This window comes from Kitasatospora sp. NPDC114501 (genome assembly GCF_055633695.1).
Genome location: NZ_JBVKDS010000011.1, coordinates 252,429 through 278,741, shown reverse-complemented (window position 1 = coordinate 278,741; position 26,313 = coordinate 252,429). Strand labels below are relative to the sequence as shown.

General features: G+C 76.2%; 14 protein-coding genes. 3 read left to right on the top strand and 11 right to left on the bottom strand.

Annotated elements, in window-relative coordinates:
- Positions 1–1,101, bottom strand: coding sequence for an ABC transporter substrate-binding protein (locus ACZ7RU_RS22175; protein ID WP_470342652.1), 1,101 nt, complete (start codon positions 1,099–1,101; stop codon positions 1–3).
- Positions 1,102–1,331: 230 nt separating this feature from the next.
- On the opposite strand from ACZ7RU_RS22175, the gene ACZ7RU_RS22170 reads away from it, so the two are divergent.
- Entirely contained in the window at positions 1,332–2,177 is an 846-nt protein-coding gene (locus tag ACZ7RU_RS22170; RefSeq protein WP_470342651.1) for a helical backbone metal receptor, read from the top strand.
- A gap of 113 nt (positions 2,178–2,290) precedes the next feature.
- Here the strand turns inward: ACZ7RU_RS22170 and ACZ7RU_RS22165 are convergent, their stop codons facing one another.
- The 3 genes from ACZ7RU_RS22165 to ACZ7RU_RS22155 all read right to left on the bottom strand — a co-directional run bounded on the left by ACZ7RU_RS22165 (position 2,291) and on the right by ACZ7RU_RS22155 (position 7,861).
- Positions 2,291–4,498: a hypothetical protein gene (locus ACZ7RU_RS22165; RefSeq protein WP_470342650.1), complete on the bottom strand. Its 2,208-nt coding sequence runs from the start codon at positions 4,496–4,498 to the stop codon at positions 2,291–2,293.
- A gap of 300 nt (positions 4,499–4,798) precedes the next feature.
- The gene (locus ACZ7RU_RS22160; RefSeq protein ID WP_470342715.1) at positions 4,799–6,442 is read right to left on the bottom strand and encodes a lipase maturation factor family protein; all 1,644 of its coding nucleotides are present in this window, start codon (positions 6,440–6,442) and stop codon (positions 4,799–4,801) included.
- A gap of 345 nt (positions 6,443–6,787) precedes the next feature.
- Complete coding sequence (locus ACZ7RU_RS22155) at positions 6,788–7,861, bottom strand: GAF domain-containing protein (protein WP_470342649.1); 1,074 nt, start codon at positions 7,859–7,861, stop codon at positions 6,788–6,790.
- A gap of 411 nt (positions 7,862–8,272) precedes the next feature.
- Between ACZ7RU_RS22155 and ACZ7RU_RS22150 the strand changes: the two genes are divergently transcribed.
- On the top strand, positions 8,273–9,550 hold the full coding sequence (locus ACZ7RU_RS22150; RefSeq protein WP_470342648.1) for an acyl-CoA dehydrogenase family protein: 1,278 nt from the start codon (positions 8,273–8,275) through the stop codon (positions 9,548–9,550).
- Positions 9,551–9,951: 401 nt separating this feature from the next.
- Entirely contained in the window at positions 9,952–11,703 is a 1,752-nt protein-coding gene (locus ACZ7RU_RS22145; protein WP_470342647.1) for a sensor histidine kinase, read from the top strand.
- 77 nt (positions 11,704–11,780) lie between these two features.
- Here the strand turns inward: ACZ7RU_RS22145 and ACZ7RU_RS22140 are convergent, their stop codons facing one another.
- The 7 genes from ACZ7RU_RS22140 to ACZ7RU_RS22110 all read right to left on the bottom strand — a co-directional run bounded on the left by ACZ7RU_RS22140 (position 11,781) and on the right by ACZ7RU_RS22110 (position 26,301).
- Positions 11,781–12,239, bottom strand: a complete 459-nt coding sequence (locus ACZ7RU_RS22140) for a MarR family winged helix-turn-helix transcriptional regulator (RefSeq protein WP_470342646.1) — start codon at positions 12,237–12,239, stop codon at positions 11,781–11,783.
- 150 nt (positions 12,240–12,389) lie between these two features.
- Complete coding sequence (locus ACZ7RU_RS22135; protein ID WP_470342645.1) at positions 12,390–14,396, bottom strand: hypothetical protein; 2,007 nt, start codon at positions 14,394–14,396, stop codon at positions 12,390–12,392.
- Positions 14,393–18,139, bottom strand: coding sequence for a vWA domain-containing protein (locus ACZ7RU_RS22130; RefSeq protein ID WP_470342644.1), 3,747 nt, complete (start codon positions 18,137–18,139; stop codon positions 14,393–14,395). Before ACZ7RU_RS22130 ends, ACZ7RU_RS22135 begins: the two co-directional genes overlap by 4 nt.
- 4 nt (positions 18,140–18,143) lie before the next feature.
- Positions 18,144–19,310, bottom strand: a complete 1,167-nt coding sequence (locus ACZ7RU_RS22125) for an ATP-binding protein (protein ID WP_470342643.1) — start codon at positions 19,308–19,310, stop codon at positions 18,144–18,146.
- Positions 19,307–24,406, bottom strand: coding sequence for a hypothetical protein (locus tag ACZ7RU_RS22120; protein ID WP_470342642.1), 5,100 nt, complete (start codon positions 24,404–24,406; stop codon positions 19,307–19,309). The genes ACZ7RU_RS22125 and ACZ7RU_RS22120 overlap by 4 nt, the downstream gene beginning before the upstream one ends.
- Positions 24,403–25,260: a DUF4132 domain-containing protein gene (locus ACZ7RU_RS22115; RefSeq protein ID WP_470342641.1), complete on the bottom strand. Its 858-nt coding sequence runs from the start codon at positions 25,258–25,260 to the stop codon at positions 24,403–24,405. Before ACZ7RU_RS22115 ends, ACZ7RU_RS22120 begins: the two co-directional genes overlap by 4 nt.
- Positions 25,261–25,518: 258 nt before the next feature.
- Positions 25,519–26,301 (bottom strand): ABC transporter ATP-binding protein, encoded by a 783-nt coding sequence (locus ACZ7RU_RS22110; protein WP_470342640.1) that lies wholly within the window; start codon positions 26,299–26,301, stop codon positions 25,519–25,521.
- Between the last annotated feature and the right edge of the window lie 12 nt (positions 26,302–26,313).

The window sequence follows — 26,313 nt, the reverse complement described above, 5'->3', positions numbered from 1 at the left end:
CTACTGACCGTTCTTGGCGGGGGCGGTGCTCTTGACCAGGTCCGGGTGGACGGTGGCGGCGATCTGCCGGACGGCGTCGGCGTTGCGCACCCCCGCGATGGTGGTCACCTCGGAGCCGAGCCGGACGAAGTGCCCTTCCTGGACGGCCTTCAGGCCCTGGGTCGCGGGAAAGCCCTTCAGGAAGGCCTCGGCCTCGTCGAAGGCCTTGCGGGTGGCCTCCTCGCTGCCCCGGTTGCGTACGGCCAGCTGGATCCAGTCCGGGTTCTTGGCGACCACGTCCTCCCAGGAGCCGGGCTTGAAGTCGGCGTCGCACTCGGCGAACACGTTGCGCGCCCCGGCCTGGCTGATCACGGCGTTGGCGACCTGCCGTCCGCAGACCGCCACCGGCTGCTTGGTCCCGGCGTCGAAGTCGAAGACGAAGTAGCTCGGCCGCTGCCCCTCCGGCACGGTGGCGAGCGCGGTGCGGACCTCGCCGAGCTGCTTCTCCATCCCGGTGACGAGTTCCTCGGCCCGCGCGGCGGTGCCGGTGACGGCGCCGAGCCGGCGGACGTCCTCCTCGATCCCGGCGAGGTCGGTGCGCGGCGCCTTGGCGGCCTTCGGCGTCCCGGCGCAGGCGGTGGAGAGCAGGTAGACGTGCTGGATGCCGGCCGCCGCGAACTCCTCCTCGCTCGGCCCGGTGGCGCCGCCGCCCATCATCGGCATCGCGCCGAAGGTGTCCACGTAGAGGTCGGCGCCGGAGCCGAGCAGCTTCTCCTTGGGTATGCCCTTGTCCCCGAGCACCGGCACCTTGGCGCCCTGGTCGGCGAGGGCGGCGGGCAGGGTGCCCTTGCCAGGCGGGAAGCCGGTGCCGATCACCCGGTCCCCCGCGCCGAGTTGGAGCAGCAGCTCCAAGCTGGAGGCGTTGCTGGTGACGATCCTGGCGGGCGCCTCGGCGATGGCGGTCTCCTTGCCCGCGCAGTCGGCGACCTTGACGGGGAACCCACTGCCCGGGCCGGCCTGGACGGTGACGGAGGCGTTCGGCCCGCCCTCGGTCCCGCTTCCGCAGGCCGTGGCGAACAGGGCGACGGCGGCCGCGATTCCGCAGACGACGCGAGGGCGCATGACAACTCTCTCCTGGTCAGGTGGTGCTCGGTGGTGGTCGTACCGAGGGCCCGTACTGCGGACCCGGACCAGGTAGTCGGACGGCCCGGGCGATGGGTTCCCCGCGATTCGCGAGCGGTCGCCGCCGGTCGCCGCTGGTCGCGGCCGGTGCGTCTGCGGGCTCCTTCGCAGGCGGGTTCGTACCCGGGCAGGTTCGTACGCCGCCGAGGCCCCGGACGTAGGCTGGCCGGATGGCCGACCCCACCGCCCCGCGCGACGACCTCGACCTCCCCGTCCGGCTCGGGCCGCGCCCGCCCCGCCGGGTGGTCTCGCTGGTGCCCTCGCTGACCGAGGCGGTCGCCGCCACCGCGCCCGGACTGCTGGTCGGCGCCACGGACTGGTGCAGCCACCCCGCCGACCTGTCCGTCACCCGGATCGGCGGCACCAAGAACCCGGATGTCCCGGGCATCCTCGCGCTCGCGCCGGATCTCGTCCTCGCCAACGACGAGGAGAACCGGCGTCCCGACCTGGACGCGCTGCGGGCGGCCGGAGTCCCGGTCTGGGCCACCGACATCCGCACCCTGGACGACGCCTTCCGCTCCCTCGACCGGCTGCTGACCACGGCCTGCGGCCTGCCCCGGCCGGGCTGGCTGGACGAGGCGGAGGCGGCCTGGAGCGGCATCGGGAGCAGCGCCGGGAGCGGCACCGGGAGCGGCGGCACTCCGGCGGAACCCGACGGCCCGCGGACCGTCGTGCCGATCTGGCGCCGCCCGTGGATGGTCCTCGGCCGCGACACCTTCGCCGGGGACCTGCTGCGCCGCCTGGGCCTGCGGCTCGTCCACGCCGACCACCCCGAGCGCTACCCGGCCGTCCCGTTGCCCGAACTGCTCGCCTGCCGACCGGAGTTGGTGGTCCTGCCGGACGAGCCCTACCGCTTCACCGCCGAGGACGGCCCGGAGGCGTTCCCCGGCACCCCGGCGGCGCTGGTCAGCGGGCGACACCTGACCTGGTACGGCCCGTCACTGGTGACCGCCCCCGCCGTGCTGCGGCAGGCGCTCGACCACCCGGTCGGTCCGGGCGGTACGGGCACCTCGTAGCCGGCCGCCGGTCTCCGAGCCCGTCGTCGCGGTCCCGGCATCCGGTGCCGAACAGGAGAGGGCCCGAAACGCGCACTCGCGTCCCGGGCCCTCGACCCTGCGGCCTTACGTCGTCAGCCGCGCGCGGCGGCCACGGCGGCGCCCAGCGCCTCCTTGATCCGGGGGCCGAGGCGGGCGAAGCCCAGCTCCTTCATGGCCGCCCGCAGCAGTTCCTCGTCGGTCCGCTCGACACCGTCGCCGTCCAACCACCGCACGACGGCGAGCAGTTCGTCGGCGGAGTAGGCGGTCACCGGGCGACCGGGCGTGAAGTCCGGCTTCGCGGGACGGGCGTCGGCCTCCGGCTCGGCGGCGGGAGCCTCGGCAGCGGGCTCGGGCTCGGCTTCGGCCTCGGGCTCGATGGAGGGCTCCTCTGCCTCGACCACCGGCTCCGTCACCTCGACGGCGACGGCATCGGTCTCGGTCTCGGCAGCGGGCTCCTCGACGACGGCCTCGGTCTCGGGCTCATTCTCGACCACCGGCTCGGCCTCGACAGCAGGCTCGGCAGCCTCGGCGGCCGGCTCCTCGGCGGCGGGCTCCACCGTGACGGCGTCAGGCTCGGCCACGGGCTCGTCGACCTCGACAGCCGGCTCCTCGACCACAACCTCCGCGACGGCCTCCTCGACCTCGGCCTCAGCTGCCGCTGCCACCAGGGCCTCAGGCTCGACCTCGGCGGCAGGCTCAGCAGCCTCGGCGACGGGCTCCGCCGTGACGGCCTCAGGTCCGGTCTCGGTCTCGGTCTCGACAGCCGGCTCCTCGACCGCAACGTCGGCAACGGCCTCAACGGCCTCGGCGACCGGGACGGCCTCCGCCTCCGACTCTGCTTCCGCCGTCGCCTCGTCCGCAGCCACAGCCTCGGCCAGGGCGGCGGTCGCGGCGGCCACCAGGTCGTCGGCCGCCGGGGCGGGCGCCGGGAGGGAGACCACAGCGGACGGGGTCTCCTCCTCGGCCTGCGCTGCCGACGGCTCGTCGTCAGCGGCACCCGCCTCCGGCACCGTCTCCGCTTCGACCTCAGCCTTGATCTCTGCCTCGGCCTCGACGGCCACAGTCTCCGCAGCGGCCTCGTCGGCCTCCTCGACCGGAGCCGTCACCGGAGCCGGGGCCTCCTCCACGAGCCCGGCCCGCTGTCCACCGGCCAGCGCCTGCAGGGCAGCCGCCTCGGCGTCGGCCAGGTCGGCCGGCTCGTCGGCCTCGGTCTCCTCGGCGCCGGCCTCGACATCGGCCTCGACATCGGCCTCGGCGACGGTCTCTACCTCAGCCTTGATCTCAGCCTCGGCAGCGTCCTCGGCACCCGGCTCCTCGACCGCCGTCTCCTCGGCGGCAGCGGAGGCCTCCGCGAGCCCGTCCCGCTGGCCGGCGGCCAGCGCCTGGCGGGCGGTGTACGCGGCCTCGGCGGCGCGGCGGTCGGCCTTGACGGCGGCGAGTTCGGCGAGCAGGTCGGCGAGGCCGGCCTGCTCCAGGCCGGCGCGCAGGCTACGGATGGTGGGCAGGCGGTAGAGGGTGCCCTCGTCGGCGGCGAGCCGCTCGACCAGGTCGATCAGCTCCGCGAAGGACAGCCCGTCCAGGTCGTGGTCGGGCAGCAGCCGGGCGAGGCCGCGCAGGCCGGTGTTGATCGTCTCGAAGGCCTGGGCGGTGCGGTCGACCAGCGCGCCGTCGGCGGGCACCCGCGGGAGGGTGCCGACCGGGGCGAGCGCGGCCCAGGCGCGACGCTCGACCTCGGCGGAGGTGAGGGCCTCGTGCAGGTCCTCACGGCGGATGCGGCGGTCGGTGGCGAGCGCGACGGCCTGCTTGCGCAGCGAGCGGCCGCGCAGCCAGGAGAGCTTGACCCCGTTCTCGCGGCGCCAGCCGCTGTCGGCGGTGGCGGCGGCGAGGGCGCCGAGGTCGGCGTCGTACGCGGCGGGGAAGAGGACCGCGGAGGTGCGGTGCACCCGCTGGAGCATCTCGACCAGCAGCGCGGTCTTGGCGACGGTGTCGGGCTCGTCCAGCTTGACGTCGGCGGCGAGGGCGGTGACGGCCTCCCAGGTCTGCTGGAGGTCGCTGCCGCGCAGTTCGGCGAGGGCCGTGGACGCGGCGCGGGCGTCCTCGGGGGTGGCGACGGTGTCGACGGCCGCGTACCAGGCGTGGGTCTCGGCGGTGAGCGTGAAGGCCCCGAGCTCGGCGTAGCGGCCGAGGTCCTCGCGGAGGTCGGGCTCCGCTGCGGCGTCCTGGGGGTCCTTGACGTCTGCGGCGTCGGCGACGTCCGCCGGGTCGGCTGCGTCGGCGTTGCGCGAGTGAAGCACTGTCATGTGAGGTCCGGTTCTGGGCGACGACGGCGGGGCTGGCGGCGAGGGGGCGGCGGACCGGTTGCGCGGAATCGCCCCTACGACGGGGCTGGGGGCGCGCGGTCGGGCTGCCGGTTGTGGACGCCCAGAATACGGGTGCCCGTTCGAGCCTTGCACGCACCCACCGCCCCGAACGGCGGGTGTCGTGTGCCATACCGCCCGCCTGGCCGCCACCCGGGCGGTCCGCTCGGGTGGTCCCGCGCTGCTCCGGACAGGTGTCTTCGCTGCTCACGGCTGCTCACCGCGGGTCCTGGCGGGACTCCCTCACCGCGGCTCCCCGTGCCGCCCTCCATCGGACGGACCGCGCCGACGGGCAGGGCGGCGCCCAGGCCGGTCGGGACGTTCGGGACGGTCAGGCCGGTCAGGCCGGTCAGGCCGATCGCCCGACCGGTCCTCCCGCCGCCGGAACCGTTCCAGCGGCACCTCCCGGACGCCGCGTCCACGCCGCTGGCCCCGCCCGCCGAGCGGCGGCCGGAACCCGGCCCGGCCGAGGGCGTGCAGATCGACCGGCGCGAGGTACTCGCCGAGCGCGGTGCGGTGCCACCACGCGCCGGTTTCCCGCAGTTCGCGCCAATCGGTGAACCGGTAGAGGTAGAGGGTCGCCCGGACGTGGGTCGGCGGGGCGTCCGGGAAGGGGTTGTGGCGCAGCAGGCGCAGGGTGGCCCGGTCGCCGGACAGCAGGCGGGCGACGAAGGGCAGGAACCAGGGGCGGGCGTAGGCGGGCGAGATCCCGGCGAACCACATCAGCCAGTCGAGCCGCAGGTGGTAGGGCGCGAACTGTCGCGGGAGCCGGCGCACGTCGCCGGGTTTGCCCTTGAAGTCATACTCGCGCCAGACGGTGTGCGGGGTGAGCACGGCCTCGTCGGTGCCCTCGACCACCACCTCCTGGCGGAGCCGGTTGACGCTGCCGAAGGCGCCGTAGGTGTTGACGAGGTGCAGCCGGTTGAAGGAGCGGTTCATGGCCTGGCCGCGGGAGACCATGTTGCGCACCGGCCAGTAGCTGAGCACCACGACGGCGGCGGTCAGCGCGATCACCAGCGCCTCGTACCAGACCGGGGCGCCGGGGTACGCGCGGGCGTGGACGGGCAGGCCGAGGCGGGCCGGCTGTACGGCGGCGAGGGCGAGGACGATGGTCAGCCAGTTGAGCCAGGCGAAGTTGCCGGAGGCGACCAGCCAGAGCTGGGTGGCGATGACGGCGCAGGCCGCGTAGCCCGCGACCGGCTGCGGCAGGAGCAGGCCCACCGGTACGACGAGTTGGACGACATGGTTGGCGGCCGCCTCCACCCGGTGCAGCGGGGCGGGCAGGTGGTGGAAGAACCAGCTGAGCGGTCCGGGCATCGGCTGGGTCTCGTGGTGGTACTGGAGGCAGGTCAGGTCGCGCCAGCAGCTGTCGCCGCGCAGCTTGATCAGCCCGGCGCCGAACTCGACCCGGAAGGCCAGCCAGCGCATCAGCCACAGCACCGGGGCGGGCGGGGCGGTGTCGGCGTTGCCCAGGAAGGCGGCCAGGAAGCCGGCTTCGAGCAGCAGTGACTCCCAGCCGAAGGAGTACCAGGTCTGCCCGACGTTGACGATGGAGAGGTAGAGGACCCAGAGCACCGCCCACAGCAGGACCGACGCCCAGAGCGGCACGGCGTCGCCGAGCCCGGCCGCGACGGCGGCGGCGAGGGTGGCGCCGGTCCAGGCGACGGCGGCGAAGAACCGGTCGCTGTAGTGGAGGTGGAACAGGCCGGGCGACCGGCGGAACGGGACCCGGGCGGTGAACCGGGGCACCGGCAGCATGCCGTCGGTGCCGATCAGCGCGCGGAACTGCGCGGCGGCGGCCAGGAATCCGATCAGGAAGAGGGTGGCGAGCAGGCGTTGGACGAGCAGCCGGCTCAGCCAGTAGTCGGGGGCGGCGAACCAGTCCATGCGGCCCATGCCTACCATCCGGCACCCCGGGCGCGGGCCCGGTCGGGGCGGCGGCGGGCGGACGGTTCACCCGCTCGGCCCGGGCGGCGGGCCCCGGCGGACGGCGGAACGGACGCCGGTCGCGGACGCCGGTCGCGGACGCCGGTCGCGGGCGCCGGAACGGACGTCGGTATGTAAGCCGGTACGGAAGCCCGTGTCGGACGCCGGTACGGAAGCCCGTGGCGGCCCCGGAATAGTCACCCGGCGGACTGTCGGCCCCGGACGACACCGTGGCGGGGGTCCTCTCCACGGGGGTGAGAGGCGCCCCGCCACGGCGGTGGACGGGTCCGCACCGGTCGGCCGGGTTCAGCCGGGCAGGCCGGGGCCTGCCTCGCCGGTGATGGCCGAGCGGCCGGGCACGGAGGCGCCGCTCTGCTGGAGCCGGTCGACGAGCAGGGCGGCCAGCGTGCCGAGCTCCTCCTCGGTGCGGGACCGGGCGGTGATGTCCATGCCGACGGTGAGGACGCCGTTGATCCGGCCGGTGAGCGCGGCCCGCAGCGGCGTGCAGGTGAAGCTGAAGACCTGCCGGCCGCGCTGGGCGTCCGGGCGGGCGCACTGGATCCGGACGTCGTCGAGGACGGCGGTGCGACCGGTGTGGTACGCCTCCACGACGGCCTGTTCGAGGCCCGCCGCACCGAGTTGCGGGTAGGCGGCGCCGATCGTCCCGTACGCCGTCGGAGCGCCGAAGGTGTCGGCGTGCTGGGCGTTGGCGTACCGGATCTCCTGGCCCGGGCCCTCGGTGAGCATGATGGGGAACGGCGAGCCGTCGAAGGCGGCGAACATCTCCTGGCGCTGGGCGAGCAGGCTGTCGCGCAGCCGGATCTCGGAGAGCAGCGCCTCGGCGAGGTGCTGGATGTCGCGCAGCCGTTCGCGCCCCCACTGCCGGGGTTCCCGGTCGAGGACGCAGACGGTGCCGATGACGGTGTTGGTGTCGTCGACGAGCGGGGCGCCGAGGTAGGCGCGGACGCCGAGTTCGTCCACCACCGGATTTCCGGCGAACCGGGGGTAGGCGAGGATGTCGTCCAGGGCGAGCGGCGAGCGCTGGGCGACCACGTGCGGGCAGAAGCCGTGGTTCAGCGGCATCTCGCGGGCGGGAAGGTCGAAGGCGATGCCGCGGTCCGCCCAGGACGATCCGTCCTCGCCCTTGGTGTCGGCCGGACTTGGCGGAATGTAGAGCCCCCGGAACATCTGGCGCTCGTCATTGATGAAGTTGACCATCGCGATGGGGGCGCGCGTGATACTGGCTGCCAGGTGGGCGAAGCGGTCGAAGGCCTCGTCCGCGGACGGGTCGTTGAGGCCAAGGCCGCGCAGCCTGCGGGTTCGCGCGGACTCCCCGGAGGCACCCGGGAACTGGCCTTGAGTGCTCATCACATCAGTCATGGCGCACATGTAACCAGACATCAGAACGGCCGGGCGGTGCCGATCGACCGTTCCTCAGCCTTGCCGATGGCCAGTCAAAACCGCACGTGAACGACCGGTCGACGGTCCGTCACGAAGCGGTGATCGATTCCCGTCCGGGGCCCCGGCGAAACCCCTCGGCGCGGGGAGGGGCCGAATCACGCCAATCCAAGATCGACTCTGGGATGCCCCGGTGCCCCATACAACAATGAGCCCTGCCGAAGACACGGACGGTGCCCGTCGCCGGGACACCGCCCGGTGACGCACGCGCCGATCGCACCGGGGCGACCGGCCGACCTCCCCGCACCCCCACCGCCCCCCGTGGGGGTCGCCGGAGCGGCATCGACGGCACGGACGGAGGCACGGCACCACCCGCATCGAGAGGACCGGAGCATGGCGATGGACTACTTCACCGACGACCGTCACGAGGAGCTTCGCGCCGAGGTCCGTGACTTCGCGGAGAAGGAGGTGCGTCCGCGGGTGTCCAGGATGGAGGCCGAGCGGAAGATCGAGTTCGAGCTGGCCCGGGAGATCGCCCGCCAGGGCTGGATCGGCGTGACGATCCCGCGGGAGTTCGGCGGCCTCGGCCTGGGGCACGTCGCCAAGACCGTGATCATCGAGGAGCTGGCCCGGGTCAGCGGAGCCGCGGGCTCGATCGCGCAGGCCTCCCAGCTGGGCGTGGCCAAGGTCCTCCACTACGGCTCCCAGGCCCAACGCCGCACGTGGCTGCCCAAGTTCGCCTCCGGGGAGTGCCTGCCGACCATCGCCGTCACCGAGCCGGAGTCCGGCGGGCACGTGCTCGGGATGACCGGCACCGCGGTGCGCGACGGCGACGAGTACGTGCTCAACGGCCGCAAGTGGTTCGTGGGCAACTCCCACATCGGGGACGTGCACGGTGTGGTCCTGCGCACCGGCCAGGGCAGTCGGGGCCTGTCCGCCTTCCTGGTGGAGAGCGACCGCCCCGGGTTCCGCACCGGCTCCCCCGGGTCGCAGAGCGGGCTGCACGGTTTCAGCTTCGGCGAGATCCTCCTGGAGGACTGCCGCGTCCCGGTCGGCAACCGGCTCGGCCGGGAGGGGCAGGGGCTGGACGTCGCCTACTCCTCCTCCACCCTCTACGGCCGGATCAACCTCGCCGCCGTCGCGCTCGGCATCCACACCGCGATCGTCGAGGACACCGTCCGGTTCGCCGAGGGGCGCGTCCTGTACGGCCAGCCGATCAACCAACTCCCGAACATCATGCTGAAGTTGGGTGAGATGCAGTCACGGCTGATGACCGCCAGGCTGGCCGCCTACCACGCGTCCCACCTGCTCGACCACGGCCGCGCCTGCGACGCCGAGCTGATGAACGCCAAGCTCATCAACACCGAGTACGCGCTGGACTCCGCGCGCAACGCCATGGAGATCCACGCCGCCCGCGGCCTCCAGCCCGAGTTCGGCATCGAGCGCTACCTGCGGGACGCCACCCACGTCTACCCGCCGGCCGGCACCTCGGACGTCCAGCGGCTGCGGCTCGGGCAGGTCGCCTCGGGCACGTACGGCAAGCAGTGGTCGGCGGAGCTGGCCGACCTGACCAGCTGGGCCTGGAGCGAACTCGCCGCCCAGCGGGAGGCGTCGGCGGAGAAACCGCCGGGGCGGGGCGGACGGGTGCTGCCGATGCCACTGGCGGGCTGAGGCCCCGCCCGCCACAGCGGCTACTTGACCCGTTCCTGACGGATCCCCCAGCGGCCGCCCCCAGCCGCCGGGGACCGTCGGACCGGGCCGGCCGAGGGCCGTGAGCTGCGGCGTTGCGTCCTCGAACGATTCGCTCCGGGCGCCGTCCCGACACCATCAGCCCTTCGTCCAGGGCCAGTTGAGGTTGCGGCGCCGACACCACGGGCTGATAGCGTTCCGTGACGTCGGCGGTCGCGCTGCACCCCCGCCGGGCCCGGTGGCCGTACGTCACCGGCTCCGGCAGTCCCGGCCTCGACTCCCTGAAGCCCGGCCGCGCCGTACGGGGTCGACCCGCCGCCCGGACCCACCGGTCCGAATCCGGCGTCCCGGTCCCGCGGCTCGGCCCTGCAGCAAGGAATCAGATGCCAGGCATATCGGGCCCTCGCACGGGCCACCGCGCCGGCCGGTCCGGCTCCCTCCGCCGCCCGCTCCTCGCCCTCGTCCTGGTCCCCAGCCTGGGCCTCGCCGCCGCCTGGGGGTACGCCCTCTACCTGCTGCGCGGGTCCGGACAGCGCACCGCGCTGCTGGCCGGCAGTGCGGCCGTCGCCCTGGTGCTGCTGATCAGCCTGTTCCGCGGCCTCCGGACCGCCTGGACGCTGTCCGCGCGGCTGTCCGAACTTCGGGCCGACACCTTCGCGCTCGCCCAGCAGGAGATCCCCGAGGTGGTCGGACGGCTGCGCGCCGGGGAGCAGGTGCCCGCCCCGCCCGTCTGGGCGCCGACCCGGCGGACCGGCGACGACGTCCAGCAGACCTCGGAGGGCCTCGCCGCCGTCCGCCAGGCCGCGGTCGCCGCCATCGTCCACCAGGCCCAGGGCCGCGAGGGGACGAAGAAGGTCTTCCTCAACATCGCCCGGCGCACCCAGATCCTGATCCACCGGCAGATCAGCATGCTGGACGCGCTGGAACGCGAGCACGAGGACCCGGAGCTGCTGCGCGAACTGTTCGCGGTCGACCACCTGGCCACCCGGATGCGGCGCAACGCCGAGAACCTGGTCATCCTCGGCGGCGCCCTGCCCGCCCGGCGCTGGCGCACCGCCGTACCCGTGGTCAACGTGCTGCGCAGCGCCGTCTCGGAGACCGAGAGCTACTCCCGGGTCGTCGTCCGGGGCGTGCCGCGGGTCTCGCTCGGCGGGCAGGCCGTCGCCGACGTCATCCACCTGGTCGCCGAACTGATCGAGAACGGCACCACCTTCTCCCCGCCGTACGCCCAGGTGCAGGTCTCCGCGCAGGAGGTCTCCGAGGGCCTGTCGGTCGAGGTCGAGGACCGCGGACTCGGCATGACCGAGGAGGAGTACCGGCGGCTCAACGAGTACCTGGCCAACCCGCCCGAGCTGGACGTCTCCGCGCTCGGCGACGACCTGCGGCTCGGCCTGTTCGTCGTCGCGCGGCTGGCCGCCCGGCACGACGTCCGGGTCACCCTGGGGCCGTCCCCGTACGGCGGCACCCGGGCCGTGGTGCTGGTGCCCTCGGCGCTGCTGGAGCAGGCCCGGCAGCCGGCCGCGGTGCCCGGACAGTCGGCCGCGGTGCCCGGGCTGCCGTCGGGGGCCCGGATCACCCGGGCTCCGGCGGCCGACGTGCGGCAGGGGGCTGACGGCGGGGGCGGCCTCGGGGCGGGGGCCGGGGGCGGCTCCGGGGCCGGGGCCGGGTCCGAGCCCAGGCCTGGGCCCGATGGCCTCGGGCCGGTACCGGCGGGCGGGACGGCCGGGGGGTCCGGCGGACTGCCGGGCGGGGGCCAGGGGGCTCCTGGGCCCTTCGGTGCCCCGGGGGCTCCGGCCGTCCCGTACACGGCGGATGGTGGCGGGACGGGAGTCGCGGGGGAAGAGGGTGTCCGGGCGGACGCGCCCGTCAACGGGGGCCTGGCGGTGGGCGCCGAGATCCCCGGACTGCCCGGCGCCGTGGTCGTGCCCCGGCCCGTGCCGCCGCGCATGTACGACCTGTCGGGCAGCCCCGCCGTGGGCGGTCGCGTCGCAGGGGTGTCCGGCGGCCCGGACGGCCAACCGCGCGCGCTTCCGGTCCTGCCGCAGCGGGCCCGCGACGCCGGGCCGGCCGCGCCTTCCACCCCGCAGCACCTCGCGGAGGCCCCCGCCGTCCGGGAGGCCGAGGAACGGCAGTGACGACGCGGCCCGCGTCGGCTCCAGACCTCGCCGTGGGGCTCCAGACCTTGGTGGGGCCCCAGGCCTTGGTGGGGGCCTCAGGCCTTGGCGTGGACCGGGTGGAGCTCGCCGAGCGAGTCCACCAGCGGGGCCAGCTCGGGGACGTCGGTGGCCTCGGCCAGCGTCGCCTCCAGGGCCGCGTCGTGCACCGGACGGGCGGCCGTCAGCAGGTCGCGGCCCTCGGGCGTCAGCTCGGTGTAGATGCCGCGCCGGTCGTCCACGCAGAGGAAGCGGCTGAGCAGGCCCCGGTCCTCCAGGCGGCTCACCAGCCGGGTGGTCGCGCTGCTGCTCAGCGCCGCCGCGCGGGCCAGCTGCTGCATCCGCATGTGCCAGCCGTCCTGACGGGAGAGCGCTTCCAGCACCGTGTACTCGACCACCGAGAGCTTGAACTCGCTCTGGAGCGCCTTCTCCAGCGCGGTGTCGATCATCCCGTGCAGCGCGGCGAGCGTCCGCCAGCCGCGAGCCCGGATCTCGGCCGCATCGTCGCGGATTCCCATGACTCGCCCACCCTTCCGTCGCGCTGCTCGTGCCGTGTACCGGACGAGGCCGTGTGCCAGGTCTCGTCCGGTGTCCTCGATCTACGGCAAGTATGCCAGTACGCGCGGAATATCGGTCTGTGCAAATAGTTCGCCTTATACCCCGGCCGCTCACCCCTCTCCGGACCAGGCCGCCGCGCACAGCGCCGTGGCCAGTTCCTCGGTGTAGGAGGCCGCGGCCAGCCAGGCGGCGGCGAGGGCCTCGTGGTCGTCCGTGACGACCCGGCCGAAGACGTCGCGCCGCCGGTCGGCCGCGGCGGCCCGCAGACCGTCGAGGAGTTCCGCGGCGGTGGCCAGCCCGGCGGCGCGCAGCAGGGCGCGGTCGGCCGCCGCCGAGGCCTCGCTCGGGACGAGGGCGTGCCGACCGGTGGTGACCGTCTGCCCGACCCGGCGGCCGAGCACATGGACGGGCGGGCCGTACGGCGCCGGGGCCGTCGGCTGGTCCGCAGGCTCGTCCGCGGGCTGGTCCGCCGGGCCGGGCCCGGTGGCCGACGTGGCCGAGGCGGCCGAGGCGGTCACGGGCCCTGCGAGGTCGGCGGTCTGGAGGCGTTCGAGGCCGAGGTTGACCCGGCCGGCCCGGTCCGCGGGCAGGGCGAGCGGGCCGGGGTCGCCCGGGGGTGTGCCGATCGCGAGCAGGTGCAGCTCCGGGCGGTCCGCGCGCTCCAGTCGGCCGATCACCCGCAGCCGTAGGCCGGGCGCGGTGGCGAGCAGCGCGAGGTTCGCCCGGAACGGCAGGTCGGGGTGCTCGTGGGCCGGGCGCAGGACGATCACCGGACCGCCCGCGGCGTCTTCCGCCGATCCGCCTGCCGAACCGCCCGCCGTACAGCGCGCCAGCAGCTGCGGCGTCCCGCCCGGACCGGTGGGGGCGGTACCCAGCAGGGTGACGTCCAGGAACAGCAGGTCGCTCCCGGCCGGGCGGCTCTCGTACGGCAGGTGCTGCGCCGCAAGTGCCCGGGCCACCTGGGCGGCTGCCGGTGGGGACCAGAGCCGGGCGACCGGATCCGCCGTCCACGCCGCGCCCGCCGCGCGGACCGCCCGTACCGAGGCGCCGGCGCCCAGCCGGCCGCCGGTGGACCTGGTCGCGCCCTGGACGGCCAGCCCGGCGCGGCTGAACTCTCGGTGGCTGAGCGCGGCGTCGCCCAGCCGGAGCGTCCGGTTGCCCGCCCCGGCCGCCTGCCGGGCGGCGGCCGCCGCGTCGTCGTGCGGCATCACCTCGGCGATCGTGCTGAGGCGTCCGGTGGCGTCCACCGCCCAGCTGACCGCGCCCGCGTGGGTGGCCGTCAGCACCGGCTCGGCGAACAGGCCGTAGAGCCGCAGGCCGCCCTCCTCCCGGTAGGTCTGGCGCGCGGTGCCGCGCAGCTCGGCGGCCGGGGCGGCCCCGGTGGCCAGGGCGGTGGTGAGGCCGAGCAGTTCGCGCAGGCCGGCCACCAGGTCCACCAGGCGGTGGTCGGGCGCGCCGGAACGCGCCGCCCGGATCCGGGTCGCGACGGTGACCGCCGCCGCGGCCGGGCGGTACAGGCCCGCGAGGCGCGCCCGGTGGGCGGCGCGCAGCAGTTCGGCCTGGGAGACGGCGCCGGCCCCGCTCACCCCGGCGGCCAGCACGGCGGCCGCGGCCCCGTGCAGGTGGCGGACGGCGGCGAGTTCGGCGGTGGTGAGGGGGACGGCGGCCGACTGGTCGGCCGGCTCCCCGGGGGCTCCCGGGGCTCCTTCCCGGCCTTCCACGGCTGCCGTCCCGGGGCCGCCGCCGGCGTCGCTCCCGGGGCCGGGCTCCGGAGCGGGCGCAGACTCGGGCCCGGACTCAAGCCCGGACCCGGGCTCGGCGAGCGGGCAGAGGGTGACGGCGGCGGCCCGGTGCACACAGGCCGGGGCGAGCAGACAGCCGCAGCGGACGTCGGCCTCCCCGGTGACCACCCCGCCCGGGGCGTGCAGCACGAGCACCGTCTCCTCGTCCACCTCCACCCGCCACTCGTCGCCCTCCCGGGCCACCGGCCGCTCCGCCAGCTTCGCCGCCGCGGCGTCCAGCCGCTTCTGCAACCGGGCGCTCAGCCCGGCCACCACCTCGGCGACCACCTCGGGCCGCACGCCCGGCCAGTCGCTCGTCCGCGCCGTCACGCTCATCGCACCTTCTCCCCCACCCAGCGGGCCAGTTCCAGCGGGCTCAACGCCGCCACGGGCATTCCGGCCGCGACCAGTCGGCCCGCGACCGCCTTCGAGTAGCGGGCCGTCCCGGTGTCGTCCAGCGCCGCGCAGCCGAGCAGGTGCACCCCGGAGTCCACCAGGGCCCGGGTCTGGGCCAGCAGCCCGCCGACCGGCCCGCCCTCCTCGAAGTCGCTGACCACCGCGATCAGCGTGCGGGACGGCACCGTCACCAGGCCCCGCGCGTAGCGCAGCCCGCGCGCGATGCTGGTGCCGCCGCCGACGCTCACCTCCAGCAGGAGGCTCAGCGGATCGTCCACCCGTTCCGTGAGGTCCAGGACCTCGGTGGAGAAGGCGACGAAGTGGGTGCTCAGCGAGGGCACCCCGGCCAGGATCGAGGCCGTCAGCGCGGCCCACACCGTGGAGGCCTCCATCGACCCGGAGACGTCCACGACCAGGATCAGCCGCCAGTCGTTGGCCTGCCGCGCCCTGGTCCGGAAGACCGGGCGCTCGGGCACGATCAGGGTGCCGCCGTCCGGCCCGGGCCGGGCGGTGGCGAGGTTGGCCCGGATGGTGCGGTCCAGGTCCAGCCCGCCGCCCGGGCGGCGGGAGGGGCGCGGCACGGCGATCCCGGTCAGCGCCGGGCGCAGCCTGGTGGCCAGCTCCCGGCTCAGCTCGTCCACCAGGCGCCGCACCAGCGGGCGCAGCCGGGCCACCCGGGCCTCGGGCAGGCCGCCCGCGTGGTCCAGCACGGTGCGCAGCAGGTCGACGGACGGGCGGACGGCGGCCGGGTCGATCGCCTCCAGGACGTCGGTGCGGCCCTGCGCGACGGCGGCGGCCAGTACCTCCTCGCGCACACCGGGGCCGAACAGCGACTCCAGTTCCTCGGCCCACTCCCGCACGCCGGGGTACGGGGCCTCGCGGCCGCCCTTGCCGCCCCGGCTGTCCAGGCCCGGGCCGGAGCCCTCGCCGTGGCCGCTGCCGTACAACTCGTCCAGTGCGGTGGCGAGTCGGGCGCAGCGACCGGTCAGGCCGCCGTTGCCGGGGCGGCCGAGGAGCAGCCGCCAGCGCTCGGCGGGGGCGAGGGCGGGAGGCGGCGCCGTCGTGACGGGGGGCGGGGTGGCGTGGGGCGTCGTGGGAAGTGGAGCGACGGCCGTGGGCGCCGGGAGCTCCGCGGGCGCCGAGGGCAGGAGGCCGCGACGGGCGAGTGCCGCGCGCGCCGCGAGGTCCGCGCGGACCCAGCCGGCGAGCACGGCGGGGCCGGCCTCCTCGGGCAGGGCGGCGAGCCGGGTGCCCAGGCGCTCCTCGACCAGGGCAAGCAGCCGGTCGCGGGCGGCCGGGCTGAGCGTGTCGAAGCCGCCGCGCAGCGCGGGCAGCCGGTCCAGGAAGGCGTCGTCGGGCAGCGAGGTGACCCGCTCCAGCACCGGTTCCAGTGCCTGCGGCGCGGAGTCGAACAGCCCCTCGGCAGCCGTCAGCAGACCGACCAGCGCCCGCCCGAGCGCGTGTCGTGCCTCCGGGCCGGTCGCACCGTCCACCCATGAGGCGGCCCGACCGCCCAGCACCTCGGCCGGCTGCTGACCGAGCAGCACCCGCACCGCGTCGGCCGCGCCCCGCACCAACGGGCTCCCCTGCTCGGCGAGTTCGGTCAGCACGTGGGCCAGCCGCACCCCACCGAGCCGGTCCGCCCGGCGGACCAGCTCCACCAGCGCCCGGGCGTCCTGCGGGTCGTCGGACCCGCCCAGGCCCTCCAGCTGCCGCACGGCGGCGACGGTGAGCAGCTCGCCGGCGGCGGCGAGACGGGCCCGGCCCGTGGGCCCGGAGCGCGGGCCGGGACCGCTCTCCACCGGAGCGTCGCCGCCGGAGGCGTGGAGACCGTCGGCGACCGCCCCGCCGGGCACCGCTTCCCCGGCTGGCACGGCATCACCGGCCGGTCCCGGGTCGGCATCGCGCGCGTCGGCATCGCGCGGGCCGGCGGTGTCCTTCGCCCTTCCCTCCGGGGCGTGGCCGGGGAAGTGGCCCGCGGTCAGCCGGTCGACGAGCGCCAGGGCGTCGAGGAGTTCGGGGAGGGAGGCGGAGGCGGGGAGGTCGGTGGTGAGCTGGGTGAGGCGGGTCTCCGCGAGGGCCGGGAGGGCGCAGGAGGCGGCGGCGGTGAGGCCGTCGATGATCTCGCGCGGGGTCGGCTGGTCGGTGAGCCGGGTACGCAGGGCGCCTTCGGCGGCCTGCGCGGGGGTGACGCCGCGGGTGCCGGCGACGGTGAGCATGGCGGCGGTGGCGGGCGTCCAGTGCAGGCGCCAGCGGGTGCCGAGGGTCTCGGTGCCGCCGGCGCCGGTGGTGGCGACGGGTTCGGCGTAGGGGACCTCGCAGACGGTGAGGCGGTGCAGCAGGATCTCGCGGCGGCGGTCGAGGTCGCTGCGCTGCGGGTCGAGGCGCAGGTCGCGCGGGCCGGGGTCGGCGGGGCCGGGGAGGCCGAGGCGGGCGAGGAGGGACTCGACGGCGGGGGCGAGCCCGCTGCGCGGGGCGGCGGGGGTGGGGCGGCCGGTGCGGGTGCCGACCAGGACCTGTTCGAGGGCACGGGCGACGGCCCGGCCTCGGCCGAGGGGTTCGCCCTGGGCGAGGACGGTCTGCACCGCTTCGACGAGTTCGCCGCGGCCGGGGGCGGCGTGGCCGCGCAGCCGGGCGAGGTCGCCGGCCAGGCGGACGATCTCACGGGCGTCGGCCGGGCCGCTGGGGTGGTCCTGGGCGCGCAGGGCGGCGCAGATCCGCACGGCGGTGGTGGTGAGCGCCTCGGCGAGGCGCTCGGGGTCGCCGCCGGCGTCCAGGACGGTGTGCTGCCACTCCGGGTCGCGGATGCCCGCCGGGTAGCCGGAGCGGGCGTCGAGCAGCGGGTAGGTGTACGGGATGAGGGACAGGACGTGCCCGGGGTCGTCCGGGTGCGGCGGCTCCTCGTCCGGGTGCGGCGGCTCCGAGGTGGCGAGGGGGCCGTCCAGGAGGGCGGGGGCGTGGAAGGCGCCGATCACGGCGGTGACCCGGCGCCCGCCGGCCGAGGCGGCCCGGATGCGGGACCGCATCCAGGCCTCGCGCCGCAGGTCGTACGGGTCGACGCCGGGGCCGGTCTCGGCGTCCCGGCGCAGCGCCCAGCCGACCAGCAGCGCGGCGCGCCGGACGGCCTCCGGGGTGGAGCCGGGGGCGGCCGTCTCGACCAGGCGGTCCCACAGGTCCTCGTCGGAGCCACGGCCGGTGAGGCGGTGGCGCAGGGCGTCGGCGACGCCGGGTGCGTCCGGGGGCCCGTCGGTGGCCGGGCGGCCCCCCGCGCGGGCGGCGCGGTGGGCGAGCGGGAGGTCGCAGGCGATGGCCTCCACCCCGTTGCGCCGGGCCCAGCGCAGGGCGGCGAGTTCCGGGGAGAAGTCGGCGAACGGGTAGAAGGCGGGCCCGGCCGCCTCCTCGGGCCCGGCCGGGGCCGCCGCGAGGGCGACCGGGGCCTGGGTCGCCTCGTCGGCGAGCCAGCCGAGCCAGGGCTGGAACTCGGCGGGCAGCTCGACCAGGACGGCGTCCGGCCGGGCCGCGTCGAGCAGCGCGGGGACCACCGCGCTGAGGGACGGCGCGTGGTGGCGCACACCGATCAGGTGCGGCCCGGGGCGGCCGGTGCCGGAGGCGGCCAGCCGGTCCGCCTCGGCCCGGACCGCCCGGTCCGCGTCGTCCGGGCGGGTGATCTCCGCGCTGCTCATCGGATCAGGCCTCCAGTGCCGAGCGGAGGTCCCACAGGGTGCGCCAGGTGGCGGCGCCCTGTTCGGCGCGGCGGCGGACCGGGCCGTCCCAGTAGCCGAGCAGCCGGGCAGCGTCGGAGGGCTCGTCCTTGCGGACCACGCCGAGCAGCTGGCCGGGCAGCCGGCCGAGCAGGTCCCCGCCGTCGGGCAGGTAGGCGGCGCTGACGCCGAGCGAGGTGGCGACGGAGACCGCCTCGGCGGTGCTCATCACGGTGGACGGGCGTTCGACGTCCCAGCCTTCGGTGGAGCGGCCGGTGCGCAGGTCGCGGAAGGCGGTGACCAGGGCCTCCAGGACGGCGTCGTCCACCGCGTAGGCGGCGCCGGCCCTGGCCACGGCGGCGGTGGACTGGCGGCGGACCAGGTCGACCTCGGCGGCGAGGCTGCCGATCGGGCCGACCGTCTCGAAGTTGAACCGCCGCTTGAGCGCCGCGGACATCTCGCTGACGCCCTTGTCCCGCAGGTTGGCGGTGGCGATCAGGGTGAAGCCGGCCGCCGCGTGCAGCTGCCCGTCCGGGGTGCCGGCCAGCTCGGGGACGGCGATGCGGCGTTCCGAGAGCAGCGAGACCAGGGCGTCCTGCACCTCGGGCAGGCAGCGGGTGACCTCCTCGACCCGGGCGACCGCGCCGGTGGTCATCGCGGTGAGCACCGGCGAGGGGACGAGGGCCTCGCGGCTGGGCCCCTTGGCGAGCAGCAGGGCGTAGTTCCAGCCGTACTTGAGCTGGTCCTCGGTGGTGCCGGCGGTGCCCTGGACGGTGAGCGCGCTGCTGCCGCAGACGGCGGCGGCGAGCAGCTCGGAGAGCATGGACTTGGCGGTGCCGGGCTCGCCGACGAGCAGCAGGCCGCGCTCCCCGGCGAGGGTGACGACGCAGCGCTCGACCAGGGCGCGCTCGCCGACGAACTTCGGCTCGATGATCAGGCCCTTGCGCCCGGCCTTGAGCTTCTCGCCGCCGCTGCCCATCACGAAGGTGACCACGGCACGCGGGGTCAGGCGCCAGCCGGGCGGGCGCGGGCCGCTGTCGTGGGCGGCCAGGAACTCCAGTTCGGCGGCGTACTTCTCCTCCGGCGGGACGGTCTGCCGGTCCGCGGCGGCGACCGTGGTGGTCGCGCCGGTGGTGGTCTGGTCGGCGGTCATCGGCGGGCCTTCCTGCGCTTGCTGGTCTGGAGCTCTTCGTAACCGGGGGCGTCGCCGTCGACGGTCCGCTGCCAGGCCCGGGCGAACAGCTCGGGGACGGGCAGGGTGACCAGCGCGGGCCGGTGGGTGGGCAGTTCGTACAGGGCGGCCTTCCAGGTCTCGGCCGGCAGCCCGGGCGCCTTGGCCTCCTGCCAGCCACCGGGCAGGAAGAGGCTGCGGCCGGCCCGGGCGCGCTTGGCCTCCAGCACCAGGTCGGTGGCGGCGAGTTCGGCGCGGGCCTTCTTCAGCCGGGCGGGCTTCCAGCCCGTCCAGCGGGCGGCGTTGCGGTCGGTCGGGTCGGGCAGGGCGAGCAGTTGGAGGTAGAGCGCGGCGGCGTCCTCGCCCAGGCCGTGGGCGCGGGACACCTCGGCGACCAGTTCGGGGACGGACAGCTGCGGGTTCTGCAGCCAGGCCGGGCCCTCACCGGGGGCCGGCACCGCGGCGGCGGAGGCGGCCAACCGCTGCGGCTCACCGCGCAGCACGGACTCGATGGCCCGCCGTTCGGCCGGGAACCAGTAGCTGCTGGACAGCCCCTCCAGCAGTTCGAGCAGCGGGTCGTCCGGTCCGGTGAGGGCGGCCGGACGCAGCCAGACCCGCTCGGCCTCCTCGTGGTACGGCGTCAGGACGAGCGCCGGTCCGCAGCGCACCAGACCGTCCCGGTCGGCGCCGCCCTCGGCGGGCAGACCGAAGTGGGTGCGCAGGACGGCGGACAGCGAGGCGCTCGTGGCGGTGCGCATCAGGTCGAGGTCGAGCAGCAGCTCCGGATCGGACAGGCGGTCGCGCAGCGCGTCGGCGGCCGCGGGCAGCAGCGGGCGCAGCGGGCTGTCGGCGGGCAGGTGGTAGGCGAGCCAGCGCAGTGCGGCGATGGTGGAGCCCAGCGCGCCCGTTTCGGGGACGGCGGAGTCGTCCTCGGGGACCAGCCGCGGGCCGGCCCCGCCCGACTCGGTGAGCCGGAAGCCGGTACGGCCGGTCAGCCACGGGGTGCGGGCGGGGTTGAGCACCGCCTCGACGGTGTCGATGGACACGCCCTGGACGGTGGCCAGGGCCTCCTCGGGGAGGGTGACGAGCCGTCCGAAGCGGCGGATCCACTCCTCGGCGCCGGCGGCGACGTCCGGCCCGTCGGTCCACAGGGTCTCCGGGTCGGCGGGCAGCAGGGCGCCCCAGACGGCGGCGAGGCCGTCGTGGTCGTGCCGCCGCAGCCACTGCCTGGCCGCCTTGAACGCCGCCGACTTGAGCTCCAGCTCGGCGGGAACGGCGATGTCCGTCCAGTACAGCAGGCCGGACGGCGATCCGAGCAGCAGGGCGGAGCGGGCGGTGCCGATGCCGGTGAGCCCGCCGAAGGCCTCGGCCCTGGCGCCGTCCCACGGCACGGCGCCGCGCAGCGCGGCGACCCGCCGGAACGCGGCGACCCAGGCGGCGTCGACCAGTTCCTCGGTGCCGCGCTCCTCGACCGTGGTGAAGTGGGCGACGGGCCCGAACTCCCCGCTCGGGTCGTGGTCGACGGCGAGCCAGTGCACGGTGCCGTCGGTGAACTGCCGCTGCTGGCCGAGGATGACGACGGTGCGCCCGCCGTGCCGCAGCACCTCGCCCTGGCGGTGGGCGACCGGCCGGCCGCCGGTGGCGTTGACGGGCTCCGGGGCCTGCTCGGCGAGGACGGTCTCGCGCAGGGTGGCGCCGCGGTCGGCCAGCGGCCCCCTGGTCAGCTCGCCCAGCAGCAGGGCCAGCGAGGAGCGGTGGGCGGGATCGGTGAACGGCGAGGCCACCGCGTGGGCCAGCGCGTGGATCCGGCCGAGCAGGTGCAGCCAGCCGTGGCTGGCGTCGCCGTTGCGCAGGGTGACGGTGGCGGGGCTGCTCCAGCCCTCGCCGTCGGCGGCGGGCGGGGCGGCCAGCACACCGGTGACGGCACGCAGGTTGTTGAGCACCCACCAGCGCTCGGCGGAGCCCCAGCTGCTGCCGAAGCCGCCGGTCTCGGGCAGCACGGCGCGCACGGCGTCGCGCAGTTCGTGGTCGCGCCCGTGCTCGGGCTGCCACTCGGTGTCCTGCTTCTTGCTCGGGCGCTCGGCCTCCGGCTGCGGGGCGAACCGGGCGATCCGGTCCAGCAGGCCGGCGGCGAGGCGGGCGAGCCCGGCGACGCCGGCCAGCAGCAGCGGGTGCGCGATGCCGGGCAGGATCGCGCCGACCTCCTGGACGGGCAGGGTGCGCGGGCTGCGCCGGGCGAGCGGACGGCGCACCCCCTGGACGGTGAGCCAGCACTGCTCGTCCTCGGGGACCGGCTCGGTGTCGGTCGGCCAGGCGGCGTCGATCAGCCGGGCGGCCTGCTCGGCGGTGACGGTGCGCAGCACCTTCGAGCCCGCCTCGTCGCGCGGGCGCAGGGCGTGCCAGTGCGGGTACGGCGGGACGAGCGGGGTGCCGGCGGCGGAGAGTTCGCCGGAGTGGCAGGGGCGCAGGTCGACCGTGCGGTCGGCGCCGCCGGTGAGGTCGGGCAGGTTGAGCGAGAAGTGGTCGCCGGCGGTGTGGCTGACCACCGGGGAGGCCGCGCCGGGCAGGGCGAGCCGGCCGACCGGGAAGGAGCCCGCCTGCTGCGCGGCCGGCGGCAGCACGATCCGCTGTCCGTCGGCGGTGAAGGCGGTGACGGCCTTGCCGGGCTCGACCCGGACCCAGTTGCCGAGCACGGTGCCGTCGGTGCCCAGCGGCGTCCCCTCCAGGCCGGGCTGGAGCGGCAGCAGCCAGGTGCTGCGCTGGACCAGCCGGCCTGCCGCGGCGGTGGCGGCGATCACCGGCGGTTCGGCGGTGCGGCCCAGGGTGCCGGTGGCCGGGTCGAGTTCGCGCAGCACGGCCTCGCCGCCGGAGGAGCGGCGCGCCGTCCAGTAGCCGGTGCCGTCGCCGAGGACACGGTGCTCCTCGGGCATTCGCGTGTCGCCGGCGTGCAGCGGGCGCTCGCCGGTGGTGCGGCCGCCGCCGGGCAGCTGGAGGGACGGCGCCTCGGGCTCCCGGTCGCGGTAGTAGTAGCCGGCGATGGTCTCGCCCGCCAGCTCGAACTGCTCGTCCGGGCGGCTGGACCAGTACGCGAGCTGCTTGCCGTCCTGGTACCAGACGACCAGCAGCTCGCCGTCGACCAGGCGCAGCCTGGGCCGGTTGTGCTGGTGCCGCGACTCGGGCACGCGCAGGGTGTGCTCCAGCACGATGCCCTCCGGGCCGACCACGACGGCCCGGTCGAGGCGGGCGAGGATCAGGTGCGGCCAGGCGTCCTCGATGATCAGGCCGCTCAGGCCGGCGCCGCCCAGGCTGGGGGCGGGGTGCTGCGGGGCGTCGTCGGCGGGCGGGTCGGCGAGCGCGCCGAGCGCCTCCTCCAGTGCGGGCCAGCCGAGTTCGTCCAGGATGCCGGCTCGGAGGGCGTCGGTGAGCAGCGCGGCGACGTCGAGGGCGGCGACCCGGTCGGCGACGGCCGGCGCCACCGTCCGGACGGCGGTGCGGTGCTGTCCGAAGGAGCGGACCAGGTCGGTGACGGCGGCCAGGCCGCGGGCGGCGAACAGCTCCTCGGCGCGTTCCTCGGCCCACTCGGCGAACAGTTCGTTCAGCAGCGGCAGGGCGGGCACCTCGCGCTTGGCGGCCGTAGCCCAGGCGGCCGGGGTGGCGCGGCGCAGCACCGGCCGGTAGCGCTCGTCGGCGCCGACGGCGGCGAGCGCGGGGCTGTCCGGGCCGCACTCCGCGACCCAGTCCTGCAGTTCGAAGCCGAGGCCCTCCGGCGGGTCGGCCACCGGCACGCCCGCGGTCAGCAGGAGGTCCAGCAGGTCGATCCTGGTCCGGCTGGCGCGGATGCCGGTGTGGAGGTCCACCGGGACGGCGTCGGCCTTCAGCCGCTCGACCATCCGGCCGGCCAGTGCGAGGGTGTCCGGGCAGCTGGGCCGCCGGCTGCGCCAGCCGCGGCCGTGGTGGTGGCACCAGCGCTGGAGCCAGGCGGCGGCGGGTTCGGCGCCCTCGGGGCGGGGGCCGGTGAGCAGGGCCTCGGCGCCGGTCTCGGCGAGGACCGCCAGCCAGGCGGTGTCGTGCGGGCCCGGGTCGGCGGAGGCCGGGTCGGGCATGAGTTCCAGCAGCCGGGTGCGTACGGCCGCGTCGCTGCGGCCGAGCTCGACCAGCGCGCCGTGCCAGGACTTCCAGAACGCGGCGGGTGCCCGGTTGACCGCCGGGGAGTCCAGCAGCTCGGCGAGCAGCGCCCGTTCGTGCTCGGTGCGGTCCAGCCCGGCGGCCTTGATCAGGGCGCGGGCGTCCTCGGCGACCCCGGCGTACGGGGCCATGCCGGCCGCGGAGCGCTCGGTGCACAGCTGGCGGAAGCGCTGCCAGGCGGTCAGCGGGTCGAGCCGCTGGGCGAGCTCCTTGACGTACTGGCGCAGGGACTTGACGGTGAGCGCGCCGGCCAGGGCGAACTCCAGGAAGACGGCGCGCAGCCGCTCCTCGTCCACCGTCAGGCCGTGGGTGCGCTCGGCCTCGCGGGCCTTGCCGAACCAGGCGGCGGCGTAGGTCTGGTTCTCGTGGCGGAGGAAGATCCGGCCGACCTCCTCGCAGAAGGTGGGCAGGAAGTGCGGGACGGCCCGGCCGAGGCGGGTGGCGAGCTCGTCGAAGCCGTCCTTGGCAGCGCCGGGCTTGGAGGTGGCCTGGCGGGCGAGCCGCTCCATCTCCTTGACCAGGGCGAGGGCGTGGTGGCCGTTGGCCGGGTCGTGGACCAGCGCCCAGGCGGGGAAGCCGAGCGCCTCCTGGCGGACCTGGCCGACCTCGGCGGGCGCGGCCTGCGGTGCCAGGCCGAGGAAGTCGAGGGCGAGGTCCTCGGCGGGGCCGAGCGCGCCGGGGACGAGCCGGACGATCCGGCGGCCGTCGAGCGCGGGGTGGGTGTAGGTGCGGGCGGTGAGCACGTCGGCGCCGCTGTCGGGGCGGCCGACGTCGGGCAGGGTGCCGGACGGGAGCACGGCTCCGGCGTCGAGCAGCTCCTCGGGCCTGACGGCGGCCGGGTTCGTGGTGGCGGTCGGGTTCGTGGTGGCGGTCGGGTTCGTGGTGGCGGTCATTCGGCTTCCTCCCCCTGGATCGTGCGGCCCGCGTACAGGGCGGCGGCCATCCGCATGCCCTCGGACCAGGCGACCGGCCCGACCTCGGTGAGCGGCAGGGCGCGGCCGTCGGGGCCGGCCCAGCTGAGCGCGCCGGTCTCGCACTCGTCGTACTCGTAGTAGTCGCCCGCCCAGACCCGGGCCTCGACGGTGCGGCCGCCCTCGGTGACGGGCTGGACGGCGAAGCCGCCGCGGACCCGGCAGCCGAGCCTGGCGCTGCGTCCGAGCAGCTCGCGCAGCTCCCGGTAGCGGCCGCCGGCGTAGGTGGTGACCTCGGTGCCGGCCGGCAGCTCCGCGGGCCGGTGCCAGACCTCGCGGTAGAGCTGCTGGACGCGCTGGGAGACGCCGAGCTCGACGGCGAACTCGCGCAGCTCGTCGAGGTCCTGGAGCAGGACCGGGTGCGGTATCAGGACCTCGCCGTCGGTGAGGCGCACGGTGTCGCCGTCCAGGTCGACCAGGCCGAGGCCGCGCTCGGCGTCGGCGCCGCGCAGGAAGCCGGCCACGGAGCCGTCGGTGGCGGTGACCACGAGGTCCTTCAGGACGCCCTGCCAGGCCTCGTCCGGCCACACCGCGGTGAGCACGGCGGCGGGCACCGGCAGCGAGCGGACCATCCAGCGCTCGACGTCCTGCCGGCAGCCCCGCTCGTGCGCGGCCAGCCACTCGGCGAGCTGCTTGAGCTGGGCGACCACCGGGTCGTCACCGAGCTTCGACGGTAGGGACTTGAGGTCGCGGCCCGCCGCGTTGCGGCACACCACCCTGCCCTCCCCGTCGAGCGCGACGCGGTACCCTCCCGCGCCCGTCTCCACCCATGCCACGGCCGTACTCCTCCCACCGGGGAAACACCTGTCGATCGCCTGCTGACCAGCGATGCGAGGAACGTAGCGAGGCCCACTGACAACGCGACGGGCGGGGTGAACCTGGGCCCTGACATGCAGAGTTCAAACCACTCGAACGAGTGATCGAAGATCGCGGCGGAGCAGCGCGGACAGCAGAGCGGACAGCGCCCCGGACAGCAGAACGGCAGGGCGGGGCGGCTGCCCCCACGCAGCCGCCCCGCCAGTCCCCGCACCCCGTCAGCCCAGCGGCGCCCGGGGCACGATCACCGGAGCCCCGTCGCCCGGCGCCGCCAGCACATGGCTGTCGATGTCGTACAGCGCCCGCACCAGCGGCGCGTCCACCACCTCGCGCGGCGGCCCGCAGGCCACCACCGCGCCGTCCCGCAGCGCGACCAGCAGGTCCGCGTAGCGGGCGGCCGCCGCGAGGTCGTGCAGCACCATGACCACCGTCCGCCCGCCCGCCGCGACCCGGCGGACCAGCTCCAGCACCTCCACCGCGTGCCCGAGGTCGAGCGCGCTGGTCGGCTCGTCGAGCAGGACCACCGGAGTGTCCTGGGCGAGCACCATCGCCAGCCAGCAGCGCTGGCGCTGGCCGCCGGAGAGCCGGTCGAGCCGGCGGTCGGCGAGGTCCGCCACGCCGGTGGCGCGCAGGGCCTCGGCGGTCAGCCGCTCGTCCTCCGCCGACCACTGGCGGAACAGCCCCTGGTGCGGGTGGCGGCCGTAGCGGACCAGTCCGCCGACGGTGACCGCCTCCGGGGCCTGCGGGCTCTGCGGCAGCAGCGCGATCCGGTGGGCGGCCTGGCGCGGGCGCAGCCGCCACACGTCCTCGCCGCCGACCAGGACCCGCCCGCCGTCCGGCCGGTGCAGCCGCGCGACGGCCCGCAGCAGGGTGGACTTCCCGCAGCCGTTCGGGCCGACCACGGCGACCACCCGCCCGGCCGGGACGGTCAGGTCGACGCCGCCGAGCACCGGGCGCCCCGGCCCGTAGCCGGCGCCGAGTCCCTCGATCGTCAACTCCATGACAGCTCCCCC